Annotated in this window: 14 protein-coding genes; 11 read left to right on the top strand and 3 right to left on the bottom strand. The window is 43.1% G+C overall.

The genetic code is table 11. The annotated features are described in order from the left end of the window. The first annotated feature begins 9 nt into the window (after positions 1–9). Both RIH33_RS01375 and RIH33_RS01370 read left to right on the top strand, forming a co-directional pair. The gene (locus RIH33_RS01375) at positions 10–921 is read left to right on the top strand and encodes an ROK family protein (protein ID WP_406654616.1); all 912 of its coding nucleotides are present in this window, start codon (positions 10–12) and stop codon (positions 919–921) included. Continuing rightward, complete coding sequence (locus tag RIH33_RS01370; protein WP_406654615.1) at positions 918–2,246, top strand: sugar porter family MFS transporter; 1,329 nt, start codon at positions 918–920, stop codon at positions 2,244–2,246. Before RIH33_RS01375 ends, RIH33_RS01370 begins: the two co-directional genes overlap by 4 nt. A 54-nt stretch (positions 2,247–2,300) precedes the next feature. On the opposite strand, the gene RIH33_RS01365 is transcribed toward RIH33_RS01370, so the two are convergent. Together RIH33_RS01365 and RIH33_RS01360 are read right to left on the bottom strand one after the other, a co-directional pair. Further along, the gene (locus tag RIH33_RS01365) at positions 2,301–3,047 is read right to left on the bottom strand and encodes a VIT1/CCC1 transporter family protein (RefSeq protein WP_406654614.1); all 747 of its coding nucleotides are present in this window, start codon (positions 3,045–3,047) and stop codon (positions 2,301–2,303) included. Between the two features lie 38 nt (positions 3,048–3,085). After that, positions 3,086–3,550, bottom strand: a complete 465-nt coding sequence (locus tag RIH33_RS01360; protein ID WP_406654613.1) for a hypothetical protein — start codon at positions 3,548–3,550, stop codon at positions 3,086–3,088. A 133-nt stretch (positions 3,551–3,683) separates the two neighbouring features. Between RIH33_RS01360 and RIH33_RS01355 the strand changes: the two genes are divergently transcribed. The 9 genes from RIH33_RS01355 (at position 3,684) to RIH33_RS01315 (ending at position 18,018) form a co-directional block, all read left to right on the top strand. After that, the gene (locus RIH33_RS01355; protein WP_406654612.1) at positions 3,684–5,531 is read left to right on the top strand and encodes a PAS domain-containing protein; all 1,848 of its coding nucleotides are present in this window, start codon (positions 3,684–3,686) and stop codon (positions 5,529–5,531) included. Beyond that, positions 5,503–6,141, top strand: a complete 639-nt coding sequence (locus RIH33_RS01350) for a response regulator (protein WP_406654610.1) — start codon at positions 5,503–5,505, stop codon at positions 6,139–6,141. Before RIH33_RS01355 ends, RIH33_RS01350 begins: the two co-directional genes overlap by 29 nt. Before the next feature lie 187 nt (positions 6,142–6,328). Beyond that, positions 6,329–7,165 (top strand): CheR family methyltransferase, encoded by an 837-nt coding sequence (locus tag RIH33_RS01345; protein ID WP_406654609.1) that lies wholly within the window; start codon positions 6,329–6,331, stop codon positions 7,163–7,165. Then, entirely contained in the window at positions 7,162–7,758 is a 597-nt protein-coding gene (locus RIH33_RS01340; RefSeq protein WP_406654607.1) for a chemotaxis protein CheB, read from the top strand. The genes RIH33_RS01345 and RIH33_RS01340 overlap by 4 nt, the downstream gene beginning before the upstream one ends. Positions 7,759–7,823: 65 nt before the next feature. Then, on the top strand, positions 7,824–11,321 hold the full coding sequence (locus tag RIH33_RS01335; protein WP_406654605.1) for a response regulator: 3,498 nt from the start codon (positions 7,824–7,826) through the stop codon (positions 11,319–11,321). Next, positions 11,318–12,463 carry an ATP-binding protein gene (locus RIH33_RS01330; protein ID WP_406654603.1) on the top strand — a complete coding sequence of 382 codons (1,146 nt, stop codon included), beginning with the start codon at positions 11,318–11,320 and terminating at the stop codon, positions 12,461–12,463. The genes RIH33_RS01335 and RIH33_RS01330 overlap by 4 nt, the downstream gene beginning before the upstream one ends. Further along, complete coding sequence (locus RIH33_RS01325) at positions 12,453–14,111, top strand: ATP-binding protein (protein ID WP_406654602.1); 1,659 nt, start codon at positions 12,453–12,455, stop codon at positions 14,109–14,111. The genes RIH33_RS01330 and RIH33_RS01325 overlap by 11 nt, the downstream gene beginning before the upstream one ends. Then, positions 14,108–14,572, top strand: coding sequence for a response regulator (locus tag RIH33_RS01320; protein WP_406654600.1), 465 nt, complete (start codon positions 14,108–14,110; stop codon positions 14,570–14,572). The genes RIH33_RS01325 and RIH33_RS01320 overlap by 4 nt, the downstream gene beginning before the upstream one ends. Positions 14,573–14,610: 38 nt before the next feature. Beyond that, entirely contained in the window at positions 14,611–18,018 is a 3,408-nt protein-coding gene (locus RIH33_RS01315; RefSeq protein ID WP_406654599.1) for a PAS domain-containing protein, read from the top strand. On the opposite strand, the gene RIH33_RS01310 is transcribed toward RIH33_RS01315, so the two are convergent. Next, a partial coding sequence (locus RIH33_RS01310) for a SiaC family regulatory phosphoprotein (RefSeq protein ID WP_406654598.1) occupies positions 18,011–18,256 on the bottom strand: 246 nt, incomplete at its 5' end. The genes RIH33_RS01315 and RIH33_RS01310 overlap by 8 nt on opposite strands.

Here is an 18,256-nt window from a genome sequence, read left to right as displayed (position 1 = left end):
AGAGCACATATGACTAATCTATTTGTGGGAAATAGTTATGTCCTTGGTATGGATATCGGGGGCTCACATGTAACCGCCGGATTGGTGGATTTGGGCAATGGGATAATTGTTCAGGATTCTCTCCGAAGAGTGGAATTGGATTCACAAGGATCAACTGAAGAGATACTGAATGTTTGGCGAGGAATAGTTGAATCTTGTTATAGTGATTATAATGATATGTCCAAACATATCGGATTAGCTATGCCCGGTCCATGTGATTATAAGCGAGGTATTTGCCACATAGATGGCTTGTCGAAATACTCCAATTTGTATGGATTAAATGTCTGTGAGACGCTAGCTCATGCTTTGAATATCCCTGAGGAAGACATTCAGATGACCAACGATGCTGCTTGTTTTCTTCAAGGCGAATTGGACATGGGAGTTGGTCGGAAATATCAACATCCAATTGGTATAACGCTTGGAACTGGATGCGGGACCGCAAAAATCAGGCATGGAGTAGGTGTAGATGGGGAGCTATGGCAATACCCATTCAATGATGGAATAGTTGAAGATTTTATTTCCACGAAATGGTTTAAGCGAAGATACTCGGAGCTGACCGGCCAGGAGATTTCTGGAGTAAAGGAACTCACAGAAATGAGCAATAGTGAACCGTCAATAAGATCGATATTTAAGGAGTTCGCTTTTAACCTGGCAAAATTGATTGGCCTGTTTGTGTCCGAAGAAAACCCTGACGCGATCATCCTGGGAGGGAATATGTTAAAAGCGCAACATATTTTCTTGCCTAAGGTGCAAGCGGAACTCACCAAAACCGGAATAAAGGAGCCAATCCACCTATCTACCCTTGGAGAAAGTGCAGCAATTCTAGGAGCTGCCTCGGCATATATCAAAAAGAAAATGAATCTGAAAAGTAAAATAGCATGAGTAAAAAGCTGATTATGGCCTCTCTAACCGCTTCTTTAGCGGGTTTTTTGTTTGGATTTGATACGGTGGTTATCTCTGGGGCTAACCTACCTCTCAAAGAGTTGTGGAATACCTCAGAGTGGTTTCATGGCACTTTTATCATGTCTATGGCGCTGTGGGGCACTGTGGTGGGGGCTATGCTGGCAGGTATTCCTACCGATAGGCTTGGCAGAAAGACCACATTGATCTGGGTTGGTGTTCTGTATTTTGTGTCAGCTCTCGGCAGTGGTTTAGCATTAGACCCTTATTGGTTCTCATTTTTTCGCTTCATTGGAGGATTAGGAGTGGGGGTGTCTTCAATTGCCGTTCCTACTTATATCTCGGAGATATCTTCAGCCAGTAACAGGGGTCGTTTGGGTATTCTCTATCAGTTCAATCTCGTTTTTGGAATCCTAATAGCATTCATCTCTAACTACCTTCTTCAGGGTGTAGGAGGAGATAATGATTGGCGCTGGATGCTGGGAATAGAGGCATTACCCGCATTCATCTACACATTAATGGTGCTGGGTGTACCCAAAAGCCCGAGATGGTTGATTACTCATCGGAACGATTATGTTGGTGCCGAAAAGGTGCTCAAGGAGTTGTCTTCGTCTGAGGCAGAAGCTTCTGCTATGCTAAAGGCCATAGAAGAGGATCACCGTAAAACAAAAGATGATAAATCTTCAGTATTCTCAGCAAAGTACAAACGTTCGTTAATACTGGCTTTTCTGATTGCTTTTTTCAACCAGCTGTCTGGGATCAACTTTATTCTTTACTATGCTCCGGAGATTCTGCAGAAGGCAGGATTTGGCTCATCCGATTCACTGTTAAGTTCGATCTCAATCGGTATCGTGAATTTGGCTTTCACTTTTGTGGGGATGGTGTTGATCGACAAAGCAGGAAGAAAGCAACTGATGTATATTGGCTCTATCGGCTATATCACTAGCCTGTTCATGGTGGCTTATGGGTTTTATGTCGAGTCCAGTGCCATATTCAAGCTCATATTCATTTTGACTTTCATCGCCTCCCATGCCATTGGCCAGGGATCTGTGATCTGGATATTTATATCTGAAATATTTCCTAATAGGGTGCGAGCCTACGGTCAGGCTTGGGGCAGTGGCACACACTGGGTATTTGCAGCTTTGATCACACTTTTTGGGGCAGTATTGATCAATACATTTGCGCCGTGGGTGGCATTTGTGTTTTTCGGATGCTTTATGGTCCTACAGTTGCTCTACACCCATTTTATGATGCCCGAAACAAAAGGAAAAAGTCTGGAAGATTTAGAAGATTTGTTATCAAAATAAAAGGTGAAGAGGGTGAATGTTTTCTGAATCAATATTTTCAAAAAGACAGATTTATCAGGAAATAATTCGCTCGAGAATATTCCCCACGAAGTACGAAAGAGTGGCTGCGGCACCTCCAAGCAGGAGTGTTTCCATAATGCTTTGGAGCTTCGGAGTATTGGTGACGATGCTTTTCAGATAGCCTATACCTAAAAAACAAACGCCTGTGAGCAGGCTGGAAATCAGAAACAGATCAGCCGATATGGGTTGGATATAATCCCCTACATATATGATAAGTGGGATGAACCCCAGGCTGATGAATGAGATAAATGTAACGGAGCCCATGGCGAGGGGAGACTTGGTTCCTTCCGCCATTTCCAGTTCTTCTTTCATCATTACATCCACCCATCGATCCTTGTCTGCCGTGATGGTGGCCACCACCTGATCTAGGAGGTCTCCTTCAAATCCTTTCGCTGCGTAGATTTCCCTGATTTCTTCCCGTTCTTTTTCGGGCATATGATCCACTTCCCAATATTCTATCTGCTTGTGCTTATGATAGTTTTGCTGTTCTGATTTGGTGGAAAGATAGCTCCCTACAGACATGGCAAATCCATCGGCAATAAGATTGGCGAAACCGAGAATGATAACCACCGCACTGTCCAGACCAGCTCCGGCCGCTCCGGCTACCACTGCAAAAGTGGTCACACTACCGTCTATTGCTCCGTATACAAACTCACCCAGGTAGTCCTGAAATTTGGAGAAAAAATGCTTTTCACCATGAATATGGGCTTCCCTATGATGCTTTGCAGCTTCCTTATCCATGGCATGTCATTAAAGTAATTGATTAGTTAAGCAAAGGCTTAGTTGGTTTCTTCCCCGGCTTCTTTATCGAAGAAGAGTGCTTCTGTACAGCCCGTTTCCTGGTTTTTACCACTGATGTCCATGGTGTTTACGGTCAAAGCCAGTTTGAAATCTGTGCATTCAGGACCGTCTTCGGTTTCCAGACACATCGTGAGCTTGGACTCACCTACAGAGTAGGTCCCTATTTCAGACATCAGTATGCCATCGGTGATGAATTCCTTAATGTAGGTCATGCCGGTGGAGTCACTGGAGAATATATACTTTGTACAATTATCGTCAGTACACTGATGCGACTGAAGTCCATTGAGATCCGGGTCATCGCAGTTGGACTTAGAAGTAGTATTGAGCAGCCAGGTGCCCACTATATTGGTCTGATTTTCTTTTTTGATATCTTCCTTCTTACATCCCAGGACAAAACTTAATGAGATTAATAAAACGATCAGTTTTGGATGTACGTCTTTCATAGCAATTGTTTTGGGTAAAGTTATCCACTTTTGGTCACACCTGAAAAGGAGATTTTACGCGGTAAATAAGGTGGGGTCGTTTCGGTTCATGGAGTTTGTTTTATTTTTATAAGAGAGTACTATCCTTTCAATCATGAAAAGAAACCATAGCTATCAGGAGCGATTAAAAGACAACGAGCGTATTCTGACCCACAGTCAGAAGATCGGAGGCATGGGTAGCTGGGAGGTTGATCTTGTAACTTCTAAAACGTTTTGGTCTGAGCAGATGTATCGGATTCTGGGGTTGGAACCATCTGCTTTGGAACCATCTTGGGATAACTACTTATCCTTAATTCATCCTGAGGATAGGAATGATTTCCTAAAGCGGACTGGGAACTATATGAAAGTAGGAGGGGCATTTTCACATGTGTATAGGATTCAAAGGGCTGATGGGGTGGTTGTTGTAATTCGATCTGAGGGTGAGATATTGCTGGATGCTGATAATCAACCAAGGAAAATTTTCGGAGTGGTAGAGGATGTTACGCAAAGGCAATTAGCGGAGCAGAAATTAAGAGAGAGTGAGCGATTACTTGCACAAAGTCAACGAATAGCCGGGATAGGGAGTTGGGAGATGAATATTGAAACTCAAGAGGTGGTGCTGTCGGAGGAAATGTTTCAGGTCTTTGGACTGGATATCCAGGATTCTTTTACTTACCAGGATTTTTTGTCCTTGATTCACCCGGAAGACCTACCACAGGTTCAGTTCAGGATTAATAAATTTTTGGAGAGTGGTGGTTCCTATGAGCATACCTACAGGATTATAGATGCAAGAGGTAATGTGAGATTGATTCAGTCAATTGGCGAGGTAGTACAAGATGATCTCGGGAAGGCGGAGAAAGTCAGGGGTGTTGGGAAGGACGTGACTGAGCAGTCGAAGCAGAATGAGGAAGTAAGGCGGCTTTCTTTGATAGCAGAAAAAACAGTGAATGCCGTATTGATCACCGATGTGGATGGAAAAGTGGAATGGGTAAACGAAGCGTTCACAAGGATGACAGGGTTTGAGCAAGAAGAGATACTGGGTAAAAAGTCGAGGTATGTATTACATGGAATAGGTACAGATAAAACCATACAGGCTTTCAAAGAAAGCCAGATGAGTCAGCAGCAACCCTTCCATTGCGAGCTATTGAAATACAAAAAAAGTGGTGAATCTTTTTGGGTAGAGATTGATGGTCAGCCGGTGTTTGACGAAGAAGGAAACTTTCTCTACTTTTTTGAGATAGAGACAGATATTACTGATCAGAAAAGACACTATGATAATTTGATTCGATCAAAAAATGAAAGTAAAGCCTTCGCAAAAGAAATGAACGAAGTTCTTGAAGAGGAGCGGGCAAGGATTGCGCGGGAGATACATGACGAATTAGGTCAGCAGCTCGTTGGTTTAAAAATGTCTTTTGCTGCGCTGAACAAAAAAACTAGTTTTGCTGCTGGAGACCTGAATTTAGCAAATGAAATTGGTTATGGTCTGAGCCGTGCGATTCAAACAATCAGGGATATTTCCTTAGACCTACGACCAGCAATACTGGATACCCTGGGATTAATTCCTTCACTTAACTGGCTGATACAGGAATTTGAAAGAGTTACTCAAATCCCATGTATTAAATCCTTTGACACTTCAGTTGACTTTTTTCACAAGTCTATCTCCATCGCCTATTTTAGAATTTGCCAGGAAGCCCTGAATAATGTAATGAAGCATGCTGAAGCCACAGAGCTGAGGGTTGTTGTTGTTGAGAAGAATGGTTACCTTAATATGGAGATTAAAGATAACGGAAAAGGAATACCTGATTCTCAAAAGACTTTTTTTTCCAGAGGACTCCTGGGGATGCGGGAACGTGCTAACTTAATAGGGGGAGAATTAATTATTTTTAGTGGAGAACGTGGTACTACGGTACAAATTAATTCGAAAATAAAATTTGGTGAGAAAGAAGAGGATATTGATAGCTGATGATCACGTCGCCATTCGTGTTGGGGTTAAGTATATTTTGACCAATGAATTCCCACAGTTTGAATTTGGAGAGGCACAGAGCGCCAGAGAAACCATTGCGCGCCTTTCTGGCGAATCCTGGGATCTTGTGATTTTGGACATCAATTTTCCTGATAGTAATGGATTAGAAGTTCTCAATAGATTCAAGGATCTTAATATCAAAATTCCTTCACTCATTTTCAGTATACATGCCGAGGATCAAATGGCAGTGCGGTGCATAAGGGCTGGTGCCATGGGTTACCTGAACAAGAATGCCGGGTATGACGACCTGGTGCAAGCAGTAAATCAGATATTGAAGGGTGGTAAATACATACCTTACGAGATCGGGAATCTGCTGGCAAATGAGCTCATCAATCCCTATTTAATCACTCATTCAGTGTTGTCTGATCGTGAGTTTCAGGTCATGCTACATATAGGTGCAGGAAAGTCGGTTTCTGAAATCGCTTCTGAGATGGATTTAAGCATTAGCACCATTAATACCTACCGCACCCGGATTTTGAAGAAGATGAATTTGAAAAACAACGCTTCAGTTATTAACTACACCATCAAAAATGGGCTGCTTGAGCTTTAGGTTTTCTAATCAGTAGTTATCCTGATTCCTTGTCGTAAATAGTACTACATAAAATTTGTATTTTATGTTACATACACCTCTTTTTATTTCAGCTAGCTTTAGCTAAACCTTAGTGTTTCTACAGGAGGTTATTTTACGATTCTGGGAAACCAGATATCAAATTCTTTTACTTCTAAGCCTGTCATAAATGGGAGTAGCCTCAATGGATATTAGTGATATTGAAATTGAATCATTTTTAGAGGCCATGGATAAAGCATACGGCTATGATTTCAGGGACTATTCTCCGGCGCATATCCGCAGGAGATTATACCATGTTTTGAATACTTATGGAATAAGCAGCATCAGCCTTCTCCAGCACCACTTACTTCATGATCATTCCTTCGCACAGAAAATACTTCATAATCTTAGTATCAGGGTGACTGAAATGTTCAGGGATCCCGGGTTTTATAAGGCCCTTAGAGAGACGGTCATCCCATTGTTGAGAACATGGTCCTATGTGAAAATATGGCATGCAGGATGTAGTACCGGTGAAGAAGTTTATTCCATGGCCATTCTATTGGAAGAGGAGGGTATCTATGACCGTTGCCAGCTTTATGCCACTGATTTCAATCAGACCGCCCTTAGCCATGCCAAGGAGGGCATATATGGAGTGGACCAAGTGAAGAAATATGCGAGAAACTACCAGGCCAGTGGAGGGACGGCGGATTTTTCGGATTATTACTATGCGCAGTACGAATCTGCCATATTCGATCGCAGACTAAGTAAAAACATCGTTTGGGCGGATCATAACCTGGTGACTGATGGTGTGTTTGCAGAGATGCAGGTGGTCATTTGCAGAAATGTATTGATTTATTTCAACAGGGATTTACAGAACAGGGTACACAGGCTTTTTCATGACAGCCTGGTAAAAGGCGGATTTCTGTGCCTGGGCAGCAAGGAGAGTGTCGATTTCACGGAAATCGCCACTTCTTATGATGCATTAGATAAGAGACAAAGGATATATAGAAAAACCTATAAGTCGTGAGGGCAAATAAATATGAGGTCATTGTATTTGGTACTTCGGCAGGTGGCTTAAGGGTCATCAGGAGCCTGGTTATGTCCTTACCAGCGAATTTTAGTATGGCCCTCATTATCATACAACACCTTTCGGATGCTTCGCCTGGTTCATGGATTGATCTACTCGAAAGGGATTGTAAGGTGCTCATCAAAGAAGCAGATGAGAAGGAAGTAATACAATCTGGAATTGTATATGTAGCTCCTCCAAATTATCATCTACTGATCGAGAGGGATCGCACATTCACCCTTACAGTGGATGAGCGTGTCAACTATGCCCGACCCGCCATAGATGTTACATTCATCTCTGCCGCCGAGGCATATGGAGAGCATCTGATTGGGGTGGTGGCCACAGGTGCAAACTTTGATGGGGCCGAAGGGCTAAAGCAAATCAAAGAGATGGGAGGTATGACCATTGTTCAGGACCCAAAGGGAGCCGAAGTAGAGGCTATGCCCCGGGCTGCCATCGCATTGGCCAAACCAGACAGGATACTGACCATGGAAGGCATTATAAAGTATTTACTGGAAGTGCATTCGGTCAACCTGGCAGATGGAAATCCATGAAGAATTATTTCATCACATTTAATTGAAAATGATCAAAAATGAATGATGCGCGAATGATTTGGAAAATGAACACACTAGGTAAGCGAATAGGTTTTGGTTACGGTCTCATTACGCTCGTGCTCATGGTGGCTGTGGTAGGCACACTTATTCAGGTTCGCACAGTGGATGATAGTACGGAGCGGCTTCTAAGTATTAGGCAGCCTTCGGCCAGAGCAGATATCGAATTGCTCAGTGGTATCAATCGCAGTATTGCCGAACTGAGAGGATGGATGCTTCTGAAGAAGGATACCTTTAAAGTGGGAAGAAAACAGGCATGGGAAACTGAAATTAGACCTTCACTTGCCTCATTGGAGAGATTATCTGCACACTGGACTAATCCAGAGAATATACGCAGGAAGGATATGCTGATCCCGTTAATTGCTGAAATGGAAAATCTTCAATCACGGGTCGAAGAATTGAGTGAATCGGAGTTAACCGCAGCGATCAATCTTGTGGATGACCGGATGCTTCCAGTCAACAAGGAAATTAAGGAAATAGTGAGGCTCATGGCCGAAGATCATGAGCAACTGATGATCACTGATTTTGCTGTGATTAGAAATCAGATATGGATGCTGAGTCTCATTGAATGGATTTTGTTATTTGCTGGTGTTCTCATTAGTACCATTTTAGCTGTAGTGGTTACTAGAGCCATCACACGTCCGCTGACTGAGACCGTACTCGTGGCACAGGAAATCGGAGGTGGTAATCTGGAAACTCAGGTGAATATAGGTGGGGCACTGGAACTTGACACGCTGGCAAGAGCCCTTATCGGGATGAGGGATTCTCTCAAGGAGAAGAGCGAACAAACCAGAAGGTATGATTGGCTGACAAGGGGGCAGAATACGCTTTATGAAGTCATGCGCGGGGATAAGGAAGAGGGAGTATTGGCTGATGATATTGTGAGTTTTCTTGCCGAATATGCTGGATGCAAAGTAGGTGCATTATTCCTTGTCAGTGAGTCAGGGAATGAACTTATACTAACTGGGAGGTATGCGATGGGTCATTCTGCGGCTGTGAAATTTAAGATGGGCGAAGGGCTGGTTGGTCAGGTTGCCGTAGACCAAAAATCATTTCTGTTAGGAGATACATCCGAAGAGAACATGATCATCCATTCTTCTTTGATTGAAGTCACGCCAGCGTACGTTTTGCTAACCCCTTTCCTTTATGATGGAGAGACCCTCGGAGTGATCGAACTTGGTAGGCTGGATCCGTTTGATGAGGAGATTACCACTTTCATTGAATCTGTGATGGAGAATGTGGGGATCACCATGTATTCAGCAATATCCCGCAATAAAATAAAACTCTTGCTAGAGGAAACTCAGCAGCAAAGTGAAGAACTCCAGCAGCAGCAGGAAGAGTTGGAACAAACCAATGAAGAATTAGAGGAGCAAACTCACAGACTTAAGGAACAGCAAGAGGAGCTACAGGTATCCAACGAAGAGCTGGAGGAGCAGAAGGAGATGGTGGAGCAAAAAAATAGTGCCCTCGAAACAGCCCGTACCGAGATAGAGCTCAAGGCTAAACAGTTAGAGATAACCAGCAAATACAAAAGTGAATTTCTTGCTAACATGAGCCATGAGCTTCGCACCCCACTCAATAGTCTGCTGATACTTTCCAACGACCTGGCCAGGAATAGTGCTGAAAATTTGACAGAGGAGCAGGTGGAAAGTGCTCAGATCATCGCCAAGAGCGGGTACGATCTCCTCGGGCTGATTAATGAAATACTTGATTTGAGCAAAATCGAATCAGGAAAGATTGAGTTGAATCTTGCCGATATAATGCTTGAGGAAGTTTCTGCAGACCTGCTGAGAAATTTCAGGAGGATTGCAGATGAAAAGGGCGTCAAGCTGGTCTCAACTATGGGTAAGAATCTTCCCAAAATGATTAGAACAGACAGACAGAGATTAGATCAGGTATTGAAAAACCTCTTGAGTAACGCCCTGAAATTCACGGAAAAAGGGAGTGTGGAGGTGATGTTTGATTTGGCTCCGAATGATCAACTGAGTATTTCGGTCAAAGACACTGGTATAGGGATTCCTGTGGACAAACAGACCATTATATTCGAAGCCTTCCAGCAGGCGGAAGGTGGGACTTCCAGAAAATATGGTGGTACAGGCCTTGGTCTTTCAATATCAAGAGAACTAGCCAAATTGTTGAGTGGTAGAATAGTTCTGGAAAGTGTTCCTGGTGAAGGCTCCACATTTACCTTGTACCTTCCCTTGCACCTAAAGGATGAGAAGGCGACTACAGCTCATACCATGAGAACGGAACAAAAAACCGTAGGGTCATCTCACCAATTCATCAATTATCCGTCCATTGAGGATAATCGAAATGAGATTTCTGAAGACAGTCATACCGTGCTGATCATTGAAGATGATCTTGATTTTGCTAAAGTTCTGGGTAAACAAGCCACATCTAAAGGGTTCAAATTTTTAGTCGCCTCTTCAGGAGAAGATGGGTTAATCCTCGCTGCACAGTACCGACCAAATGCCATTTTGCTAGATATTGAGCTTCCCGGAATGGACGGACATATGGTGCTGAAGGAACTCAAGGGGAACCCCGATTTAAGGCATATTCCTGTTCATGTGATTTCTTCTAATGAAAAAACACTGGATCCGATCCGGTCAGGAGCTATAGAGTACATCACAAAACCTGTCAGCAAAGAACGGCTTGATGAGGCATTTGGCAGGATGGAGAATTTTATCAATAAGAAATTGAAAACCCTCTTGGTCATTGAAGATAATGATGTGATGAGAAAATCCATTGTGAAACTAATTGGAAATGGGGACGTGGTGTGCGTTGAAGCGGCTACTGCCAAAGAAGCACTTGAGAAATTCAGAGAGGACTCTATTGATTGCATTGTTTTGGATATCGGATTACCAGACAGTAGTGGGTTTGAATTGATTAAGAAATTTGAAAATGAAAATAAGGGAAAAGTGCCACCGATAATAGTTTATACAGGAAAGGAGCTCACAAAGAAGGAAAATGAAGAGCTTCAGGAATATGCGGAAACCATTATCGTAAAGGGGGTTAAGAGCGAAGAACGATTACTGGATGAAACAGCGCTATTTCTTCACAGAACCGTCGGTAACCTACCTCAGCATAAGCAGGAGATAATCACTCAAATGTATGATACAGAAACCTTATTTCATGGGAAAAAGATTCTTCTGGTGGATGATGACATGAGAAATGTTTTTGCTCTGAGTAAGGTGCTGAAAGAGAAGGGATTGGTGATTGTTAAAGCAGAAAACGGGAAAGTGGCTTTGGAGGTGCTGGAGGATGATATTGATTTGGTCCTTATGGATATCATGATGCCCGAGATGGATGGGTATGACTGCATGAGGGAAATCAGAAAGAGGGCTCGATTCAAGGATCTGCCCATTATTGCACTTACGGCAAAAGCGATGAAGGAAGACAGGGGAAAATGTATAGAAGCAGGAGCCAATGATTACATCACCAAGCCGGTAAGTGTAGATCGACTGATTTCTTTAATGAGAATTTGGATTAAAAAAGGTAAAAGATGACTGAGTTTAACATAAGCGAACAAGTGAAACCACTCAAGGATGTAGATGATCAGCCTAAAATACTGATGGTGGATGATAAAATTGAGAACCTTGTGGCTCTTGAGCGCATCTTGCGCGACCTGCCCGTTCGCCTTTTCAGAGCCACTAGTGGAAACGAAGCCCTCAGGCTGACACTTCATCATGATTTTGCACTGGCCTTGTTGGATATTCAGATGCCTGAAATGGATGGCTATGAATTGGCAAGTATTCTTCGTGAGGAGGAAAAGACCGTACATATACCCTTCATCTTTATTTCAGCCATTTTCACAGATAGCATCAATGTATTCCAGGGTTACGAGAAGGGGGCTTTTAGCTATATAACGAAGCCTTTTGAGCCCGAGGTTTTGATAGCGAAGGTTCAATTTTTTGTTGATAAATATCATCAGGAGCAGGCGTTGAAGATGAAAACAGAACAATTGCAAATGATTAACGAAGAGCTGGAGTCTTTTAGTTACTCCGTGTCACATGACCTTCGAGCTCCTCTTCGAGCTATCGCTGGATTTTCTCAAATCCTCCAAGAAAAGATATCGAGTTTGGAGCCTGGTCATGCCCGGTACCTCGATATGATTGTTCAAAATGTGGACAAAATGAGTAGGCTCATAGATGACTTACTGGATTTTTCCAGAATGTCGAGGCTTGAAAAAGTCTATACCATAATAGATCCAGCAGATTTGGTGAGGGAAATTTACAAAGAACTTGAGCATTCTATGGATACCGGGGGAGTGGAGTTGACAATAGGTGAAATGCCCCTTATCAGGGGAGACAGGGCCATGATTTCTCACGTGCTGTCGAACCTCCTCAGCAATGCCATTAAGTATTCTTCCACCAGGGAAAAGCAGTTGATAAAGATCACCGCCTATGATCAGGAAAATGAAACAGTTATTCAAGTCAAAGATAACGGAGTAGGTTTTGATACAGAGTATTCCAACAAGCTGTTCAAAATATTTCAAAGGCTTCACAACGAGGACGAGTTTGAAGGTACAGGCGTTGGGTTGGCGATTGTGAAAAGGATTATAAATCGCCATAATGGGAGGGTTTGGGCAGAGGCTATCCTTGATGAGGGCGCTACTTTTTCTATTTCACTACCCAGATATGAAAGCTAAAACATTAACACAGGACCTTGATGGGGAGCAAATCAAAGGTTTGAGGCCAAAATTTGACTCTGAGGATGTTTTGGCTTTGGAGGCCTATGATGATTTCATGGATGAGCATCATCATGACATAGCTGAGAAGCTTAGAATGATCCTGGCAAAACATCCGGTTTTGGGTGCGATAATGAACAGCATGACTACCGAGCAGCTGGATCAGCAGGATGAAGAATCCAGAATCCTCCAAAAAAAGGCGATACGTGAGCAAGACTGGGATTCTTATGCCGCTCAGTTGCTGGACCAGGGAGTTGCTTATGCCCAGATGGGACTTCAGTTTTCTGATTGGTCTTATATCGTTAAAGTTTACCGGGACTATGCTCAGCCGTACATCTCTGCGAAACTCACCGGTGATATCAGAGGCATGCTTCTCACACTAGCTGGCATGAATAAAATCATTGATTTTGCCCTCAATGTGATCGCAGAATCCTACTTTCTGGAAAAGGAGAGAATCATCTCAGCAGAGCGAGACAAGACCCGAGAGGCTTTACGCCAATTAACAGTGAGCGAAGCCCAGGTTAGGGTGTTATTTGAGAATAGCACGGATGTGATTTTTATGGTGGATGAGCATGGGATCATACTATATATTAACCATGTGGCGGAGGGCCTGGAGATGAGTGAGGTAATCGGGAGTAGCTTTTATGACTACCAGACCCCAGCCACTCGTCTGGTTTTGGAAGCAGGAGTACGTGGTGTATTTGAGACTGGGAAATCAAGTGTCATTGACCATGAGGCTGTTCTGAAAGGAGGGAATAGATTTTATACTTCTTCTATCGCACCCATTTTTGAAGGAGATCAGGTACGTAAGGTTGCCGTCATTGCCAGAGATAATACAGAGCAGGTATTGGCCAATAGAAGAGTAGAGGAAATGAATAAAGTACTAGAACAAAGGGTGGATGAACGTACAGCCGAACTCCAAAACATCAACAGGGAATTAGAAAGCTTTAGTTATACAGTTTCGCATGACCTCAGGGCACCAATTCGGGCCATAGATGGATTTACCAAAGTGCTGGCAAAGAAGGCCAAGGGGATACTAGGATCCCAGGAAAACCATTATTTACAAATGATTGTTGAAAACACTACGAAAATGGGACAATTGATAGATGATCTTTTGGCTTTTTCGAGAATAGGTAGAGTGGAAAGGCAGTTGGCCAATTTTGATATGGCTCATCTGATACGTCAGGTGTTTGCTGAACTGACACAGTTGAATGAAAAACCCAAAATCTCGTTTTTTGTAGGCGATCTGCCTCAGGTTCCAGCAGATCGGGAAATGATTAAGTTGGTTTGGAGTAATCTGCTGGACAATGCACTAAAGTTTTCGTCTACACGGGAAGAAGTCATCATTAAAATTACAGCGGAAGAGACCCCTCAGGAGGTGATTTATCATATAGAAGACAATGGAGTAGGCTTTGAAATGGAGTTTGTAGGTAAGGTATTTGGAGTTTTTCAAAGACTTCATTCTGATGATGAGTTTGAAGGAACCGGGGTAGGTCTGGCTATTGTTCAGCGGATTGTTCAACGCCATCAGGGGCGGGTATGGGCTCATTCAGAGCTTAATAATGGTGCCATCTTTTCTTTTTCACTATCTAAAAATCCAATACTATGACCGATCGAATTTTTGTAGAAATACTACTCGTGGAAGATAATAAAAGTGATGCAGAGCTAACGCTTATGGCGCTGGAGGACTTTCACTTATCCAATCAAATTGTCTGGTTGAAAAATGGTAAAGAGGCATTGGACTTTTTGTTTGGAAGAGGCGAGTACGAAGGTCGTGATACTTTGCAGGTTCCCAAGATTATTCTGCTGGATCTAAAAATGCCCAAGGTGGACGGAATAGAGGTGCTAAGAGCCGTTCGTTCCGATCCCAAAACCAAATTCATCCCGGTGACGGTACTTACTTCTTCCAAGGAAGACAAGGACATTGTGGAGACTTATCAATTGGGAGTAAATAGCTACATCGTAAAGCCAGTCGATTTCGACCAGTTTGTAAAGGCAGTGAAGGACGTGGGCTACTATTGGGGGATCTTAAATCAACATCCACGTAAAAATGGAAATACTGACTCCTGAATAGTTGGGATTAAATCGAATGTAACTGAGCTAAGGATATGAAGAAGGAAGAATTGAAGGTACTGATACTGGAAGATGTAAGGAGTGATGCTGAGTTGGTCAAGCTTCAGTTTGAGGTGATGGATTTCGATCCCAGCTTTGTGGTCACAGACAAGGAAAATGAATATGTTGATCTACTCACCTCATTTAATCCGGATCTGATTATTTCAGATTTTAACCTTCCAAGGTTCGATGGACTTAAGGCTTTAAAAATCCTTAGGGACTATGATCCTGTCACACCATTCATATTCGTTACAGGTACATTAGGTGAGGAAAATGCAGTGCGTGCCATTAAGACAGGTGCTTCTGATTTTATCAATAAAAATCAGATTCATCTCCTGCCGGCAGCAATTGTGAGGGCGATGCGTGAACTAGGTGAAGTAAAGTCCAAAATTGAATATATGAATCAAATGCAGGAAAACGAAAAACGTTTTGAGGCTTTGGTTCAAAGTGGGAGCGAATTTATAGCCACCGTTTCAACGGATGGAGATTTCCTGTTTAACAGTAACAACTATTCAAAATTACTGGGGTACTCATTGGATGAAATTAGGGGGACAAGCATATTCTCTTTTATCCACCAGGATGATATAAGTGTTTTCATGGAGGCTTTTAAGGGAGTGAAGGGTAAAGACGTTGTTATCGTAGAACCCTATAGGTTTCGAAATGCATTTAATCAATGGAGATGGCACCAATGCACTATTACGAATCAACTTCGACAACCGTCTATTAATGGATTGATTGTAAATTCTCAGGACATCACCACTTTGCTGCAGAGGGAAAAAGAACTGGAGCTGAGTAATGAGCGCTATCGGCTGGCTTCTATTGCCACACAGGATATTATTTATGATTGGGACCTGGAATCGGGCCAAACAAGTCGTGATGAAAACGTGGTGAAGAATTTATTAGGATATGATTCTTCGGTGTCCCGTAGCATTCATTTCTGGAAAGAGCATGTCCACCCGGATGATATGGAGGAGGCATTTGATCGTTTGTTTTTGGAGTTAGAAAATCCAAAGTCTACGTTTTGTGAACATGAGTATCGGTTTATGAGATCAGATGGTTCATATGCCTACTTGCATGACAAAGGCTTTATTATTCGGAATGATGAGGGAAAGGCGATAAGGTTAATTGGAGCCACCAGAGATATTTCCGATCAAAAAAATCAGGAGCGGATGAAGGACCTCCTGTTATCCATCAGTGCAGTCATGGGACTCACCGATTCTCTGAATAACTCTTTAAAGCGGGTGGCCAAATTGCTACGTGAGTTCACAGGCGTGACACTGGTGGAGGTATGGTTGCCTTCGGCTTTCGGTGAGTATGTGAGTATGGTAACCTATGAATTGGATCCCAAAGAAGAGCTTGATAAGTACGAAAACTACTTGCAGATTCAGAGAATGGAATTGGGCGATGGAATAGTAGGTGTGGTATGGGAAACGGGAACTGTCCATCACTGGGGATCAATAGGCAATGAAAAGCGGTTTGTTCGGGGTAAGGAGGCCAGGGCGCTCGGACTTGAATCTGCTTATGGGGTGCCACTTATGCACGGTGATGAAGTGATCGGAGTTATCATGTTCATCAACCAACGCGAAAAAGGCATTATGGAGCGGTTACAAGGTACGCTCGGTCCCATTAGTCATCAGCTGGCTCCGGAAATCAGACGAAGGAGATCTGAAGAGGAACTCAACAATTTCTTTGAGCTAAGTGCTGATTTGCTGTGCATTTTAGGAAGCGATGGTTTATTGAAGCGTGTAAACCCCGCATTTAGTGGTAACCTGGGTTTTTCGGAGGAGGAATTTTTGAGCAGGCATTTTTTGGAATTTGTTTACCAGCCTGACCGATTGGAGACAGAAAGAGAATTTGATCATTTACTCACCGGTATGGTTACGAACCATTTTGAGAACCGGTACATCACAAAAAGTGGTGTGGTTAAATGGATTTCCTGGTCAGCGTCCTATAGCAAGGAAATGAATGTAATCATGGCCGTGGGAAAAGATATTACCGAAAAGAAGAAACTGGAGCGGCTCATTCAGGCGTCACACAAGTTGGCAAAAATGGGAAGCTGGGAGTTGGATATGATTAAAAACAGACTATACTGGACACCCATGACTAAGGAGATTCATGAGGTGCCTCAGGACTATGAACCCAATCTGGAAGAGGCCATTAATTTCTACAAAGAAGGGAAAGATCGGGAGGCAGTGTCCAATGGAGTACAGATGGCTATTGAGGAAGGTGGCTCTTGGGACCTGGAGTTGCAAATCATTACTGCTAAAGGCAATGAAAAATGGGTGCGGGCTATCGGAGGGGCTGAAATGGTGGATGGTAAGTGCGTCCGTCTTTATGGAAGTTTTCAGGATATTGATGAGAAAAAACGTGTTGAAAAGGAGCTCCTGGACAGTAATGAACGATTCGAGTTGGCTTCAAAGGCAGCACTGGAGGCAATCTATGAGTGGGAGGTGAATACAGAGCGGATTTTCTGGACAGAGGGGTATAAGAGGCTCTTTGGTTATGAGCCTGGAAGATCCACACTCAGTCAGTGGAAGAAGAAAATTCATGAAACGGATAATATCAGAATTATGCAGTCGCTGGATGAAGCATTTAGTCGGGCTGGCGAGCAATTTTGGTCTGGAGAGTACCGCTTCAAAAGGAAGAACGGATCGATGGCAATAGTCGAGGACAGGGGGTACATCACCCGTGACGAACAGGGTAAGCCCGTAAAAATGATTGGGGTCATAGCAGATGTGACAGAAGAGCGTAGGTTTAGAGAAAAACTTCTTGAAAACACCATCCAATCACAGGAAGCGGAGCGAAACCGCCTGGCCAGAGAGTTGCATGACGGCATAGTGCAGGAAATGGTCGCCTGCGGGATGAAGTCAGATAGCCTGAAGAGTTATTTGGGCAATGAGATTGCTCTGCAGGAGCAAATAGATACCTTAACTGAATACATAAAAAAGATCACACTGGATACAAGAGACGTCTCTCATAACCTGATGTCTGCGGATATGAGCAATATGACTTTTGCAGAGTTACTCGATCAGCTTAGTCAAACCCTCAATAGTATTTCCGAGATAGAGTTTGATGTTCAGTATGATTTGGGAGACCTGTCCCTAGAGGAGGATGTGAAAGTAAACCTTTACAGGGTGATTCAGGAATTGGCTAATAACATTATCAAACACTCTGGGGCATCTGAAGCCATGGTTATGGCGTATCGCGATAAAAGTATGCTTATTGTAAATGTTTCAGATAATGGAAAGGGGATCAGGGAGTCTGAAAAAAGTAGAGAAGGGATTGGTCTTTCCAACATAAGAAACCGGATCAATTCCATAGGCGGGAGCCTTAAGTTTGTCAACATTGAGAAAAAAGGGTTGACAGTTGAGATCACAGTTCAAGTAGAGACCCACTCTACTTAACTGTAATTCTGAAGTCGAGGTTTAGCGCATTTTTAAAGTCTAGCCCTACGTCGATGAGGTCTTCATCGTCCTGCTCCACCACCCAGTATATGGTGACTTGATTTCCTTTTCTGGTTTCTTTGGTTAGCATGCTGAAGAGGTTGAAAAGGAGTTTGGTAGTAGAGGCGTTGATCACAGAGAAGTGAAAGTAGCAGTTAAGCTTATTGGAGTGTTCAAAGTGTTTTGAGGCCTTTTCGAT

The sequence above is a fragment of the Marinoscillum sp. genome (assembly GCF_040222955.1).
Taxonomy (GTDB): Bacteria; Bacteroidota; Bacteroidia; order Cytophagales; family Cyclobacteriaceae; genus Marinoscillum.
The sequence above is the reverse complement of the archived record's forward strand: the minus strand, read 5'-3'. Positions and strand labels throughout refer to the sequence as shown.

What these genes read in the sequence shown, in the direction of transcription:
- RIH33_RS01375 (WP_406654616.1), top strand. Translation starts at nt 10, where the DNA reads ATGACTAATCTATTTGTGGGAAATAGTTATGTCCTTGGTATGGATATC.
- RIH33_RS01370 (WP_406654615.1), top strand. Translation starts at nt 918, where the DNA reads ATGAGTAAAAAGCTGATTATGGCCTCTCTAACCGCTTCTTTAGCGGGT.
- RIH33_RS01365 (WP_406654614.1), bottom strand. Translation starts at nt 3,047, where the DNA reads ATGGATAAGGAAGCTGCAAAGCATCATAGGGAAGCCCATATTCATGGT.
- RIH33_RS01360 (WP_406654613.1), bottom strand. Translation starts at nt 3,550, where the DNA reads ATGAAAGACGTACATCCAAAACTGATCGTTTTATTAATCTCATTAAGT.
- RIH33_RS01355 (WP_406654612.1), top strand. Translation starts at nt 3,684, where the DNA reads ATGAAAAGAAACCATAGCTATCAGGAGCGATTAAAAGACAACGAGCGT.
- RIH33_RS01345 (WP_406654609.1), top strand. Translation starts at nt 6,329, where the DNA reads ATGGGAGTAGCCTCAATGGATATTAGTGATATTGAAATTGAATCATTT.
- RIH33_RS01335 (WP_406654605.1), top strand. Translation starts at nt 7,824, where the DNA reads ATGAACACACTAGGTAAGCGAATAGGTTTTGGTTACGGTCTCATTACG.
- RIH33_RS01330 (WP_406654603.1), top strand. Translation starts at nt 11,318, where the DNA reads ATGACTGAGTTTAACATAAGCGAACAAGTGAAACCACTCAAGGATGTA.
- RIH33_RS01325 (WP_406654602.1), top strand. Translation starts at nt 12,453, where the DNA reads ATGAAAGCTAAAACATTAACACAGGACCTTGATGGGGAGCAAATCAAA.
- RIH33_RS01320 (WP_406654600.1), top strand. Translation starts at nt 14,108, where the DNA reads ATGACCGATCGAATTTTTGTAGAAATACTACTCGTGGAAGATAATAAA.
- RIH33_RS01315 (WP_406654599.1), top strand. Translation starts at nt 14,611, where the DNA reads ATGAAGAAGGAAGAATTGAAGGTACTGATACTGGAAGATGTAAGGAGT.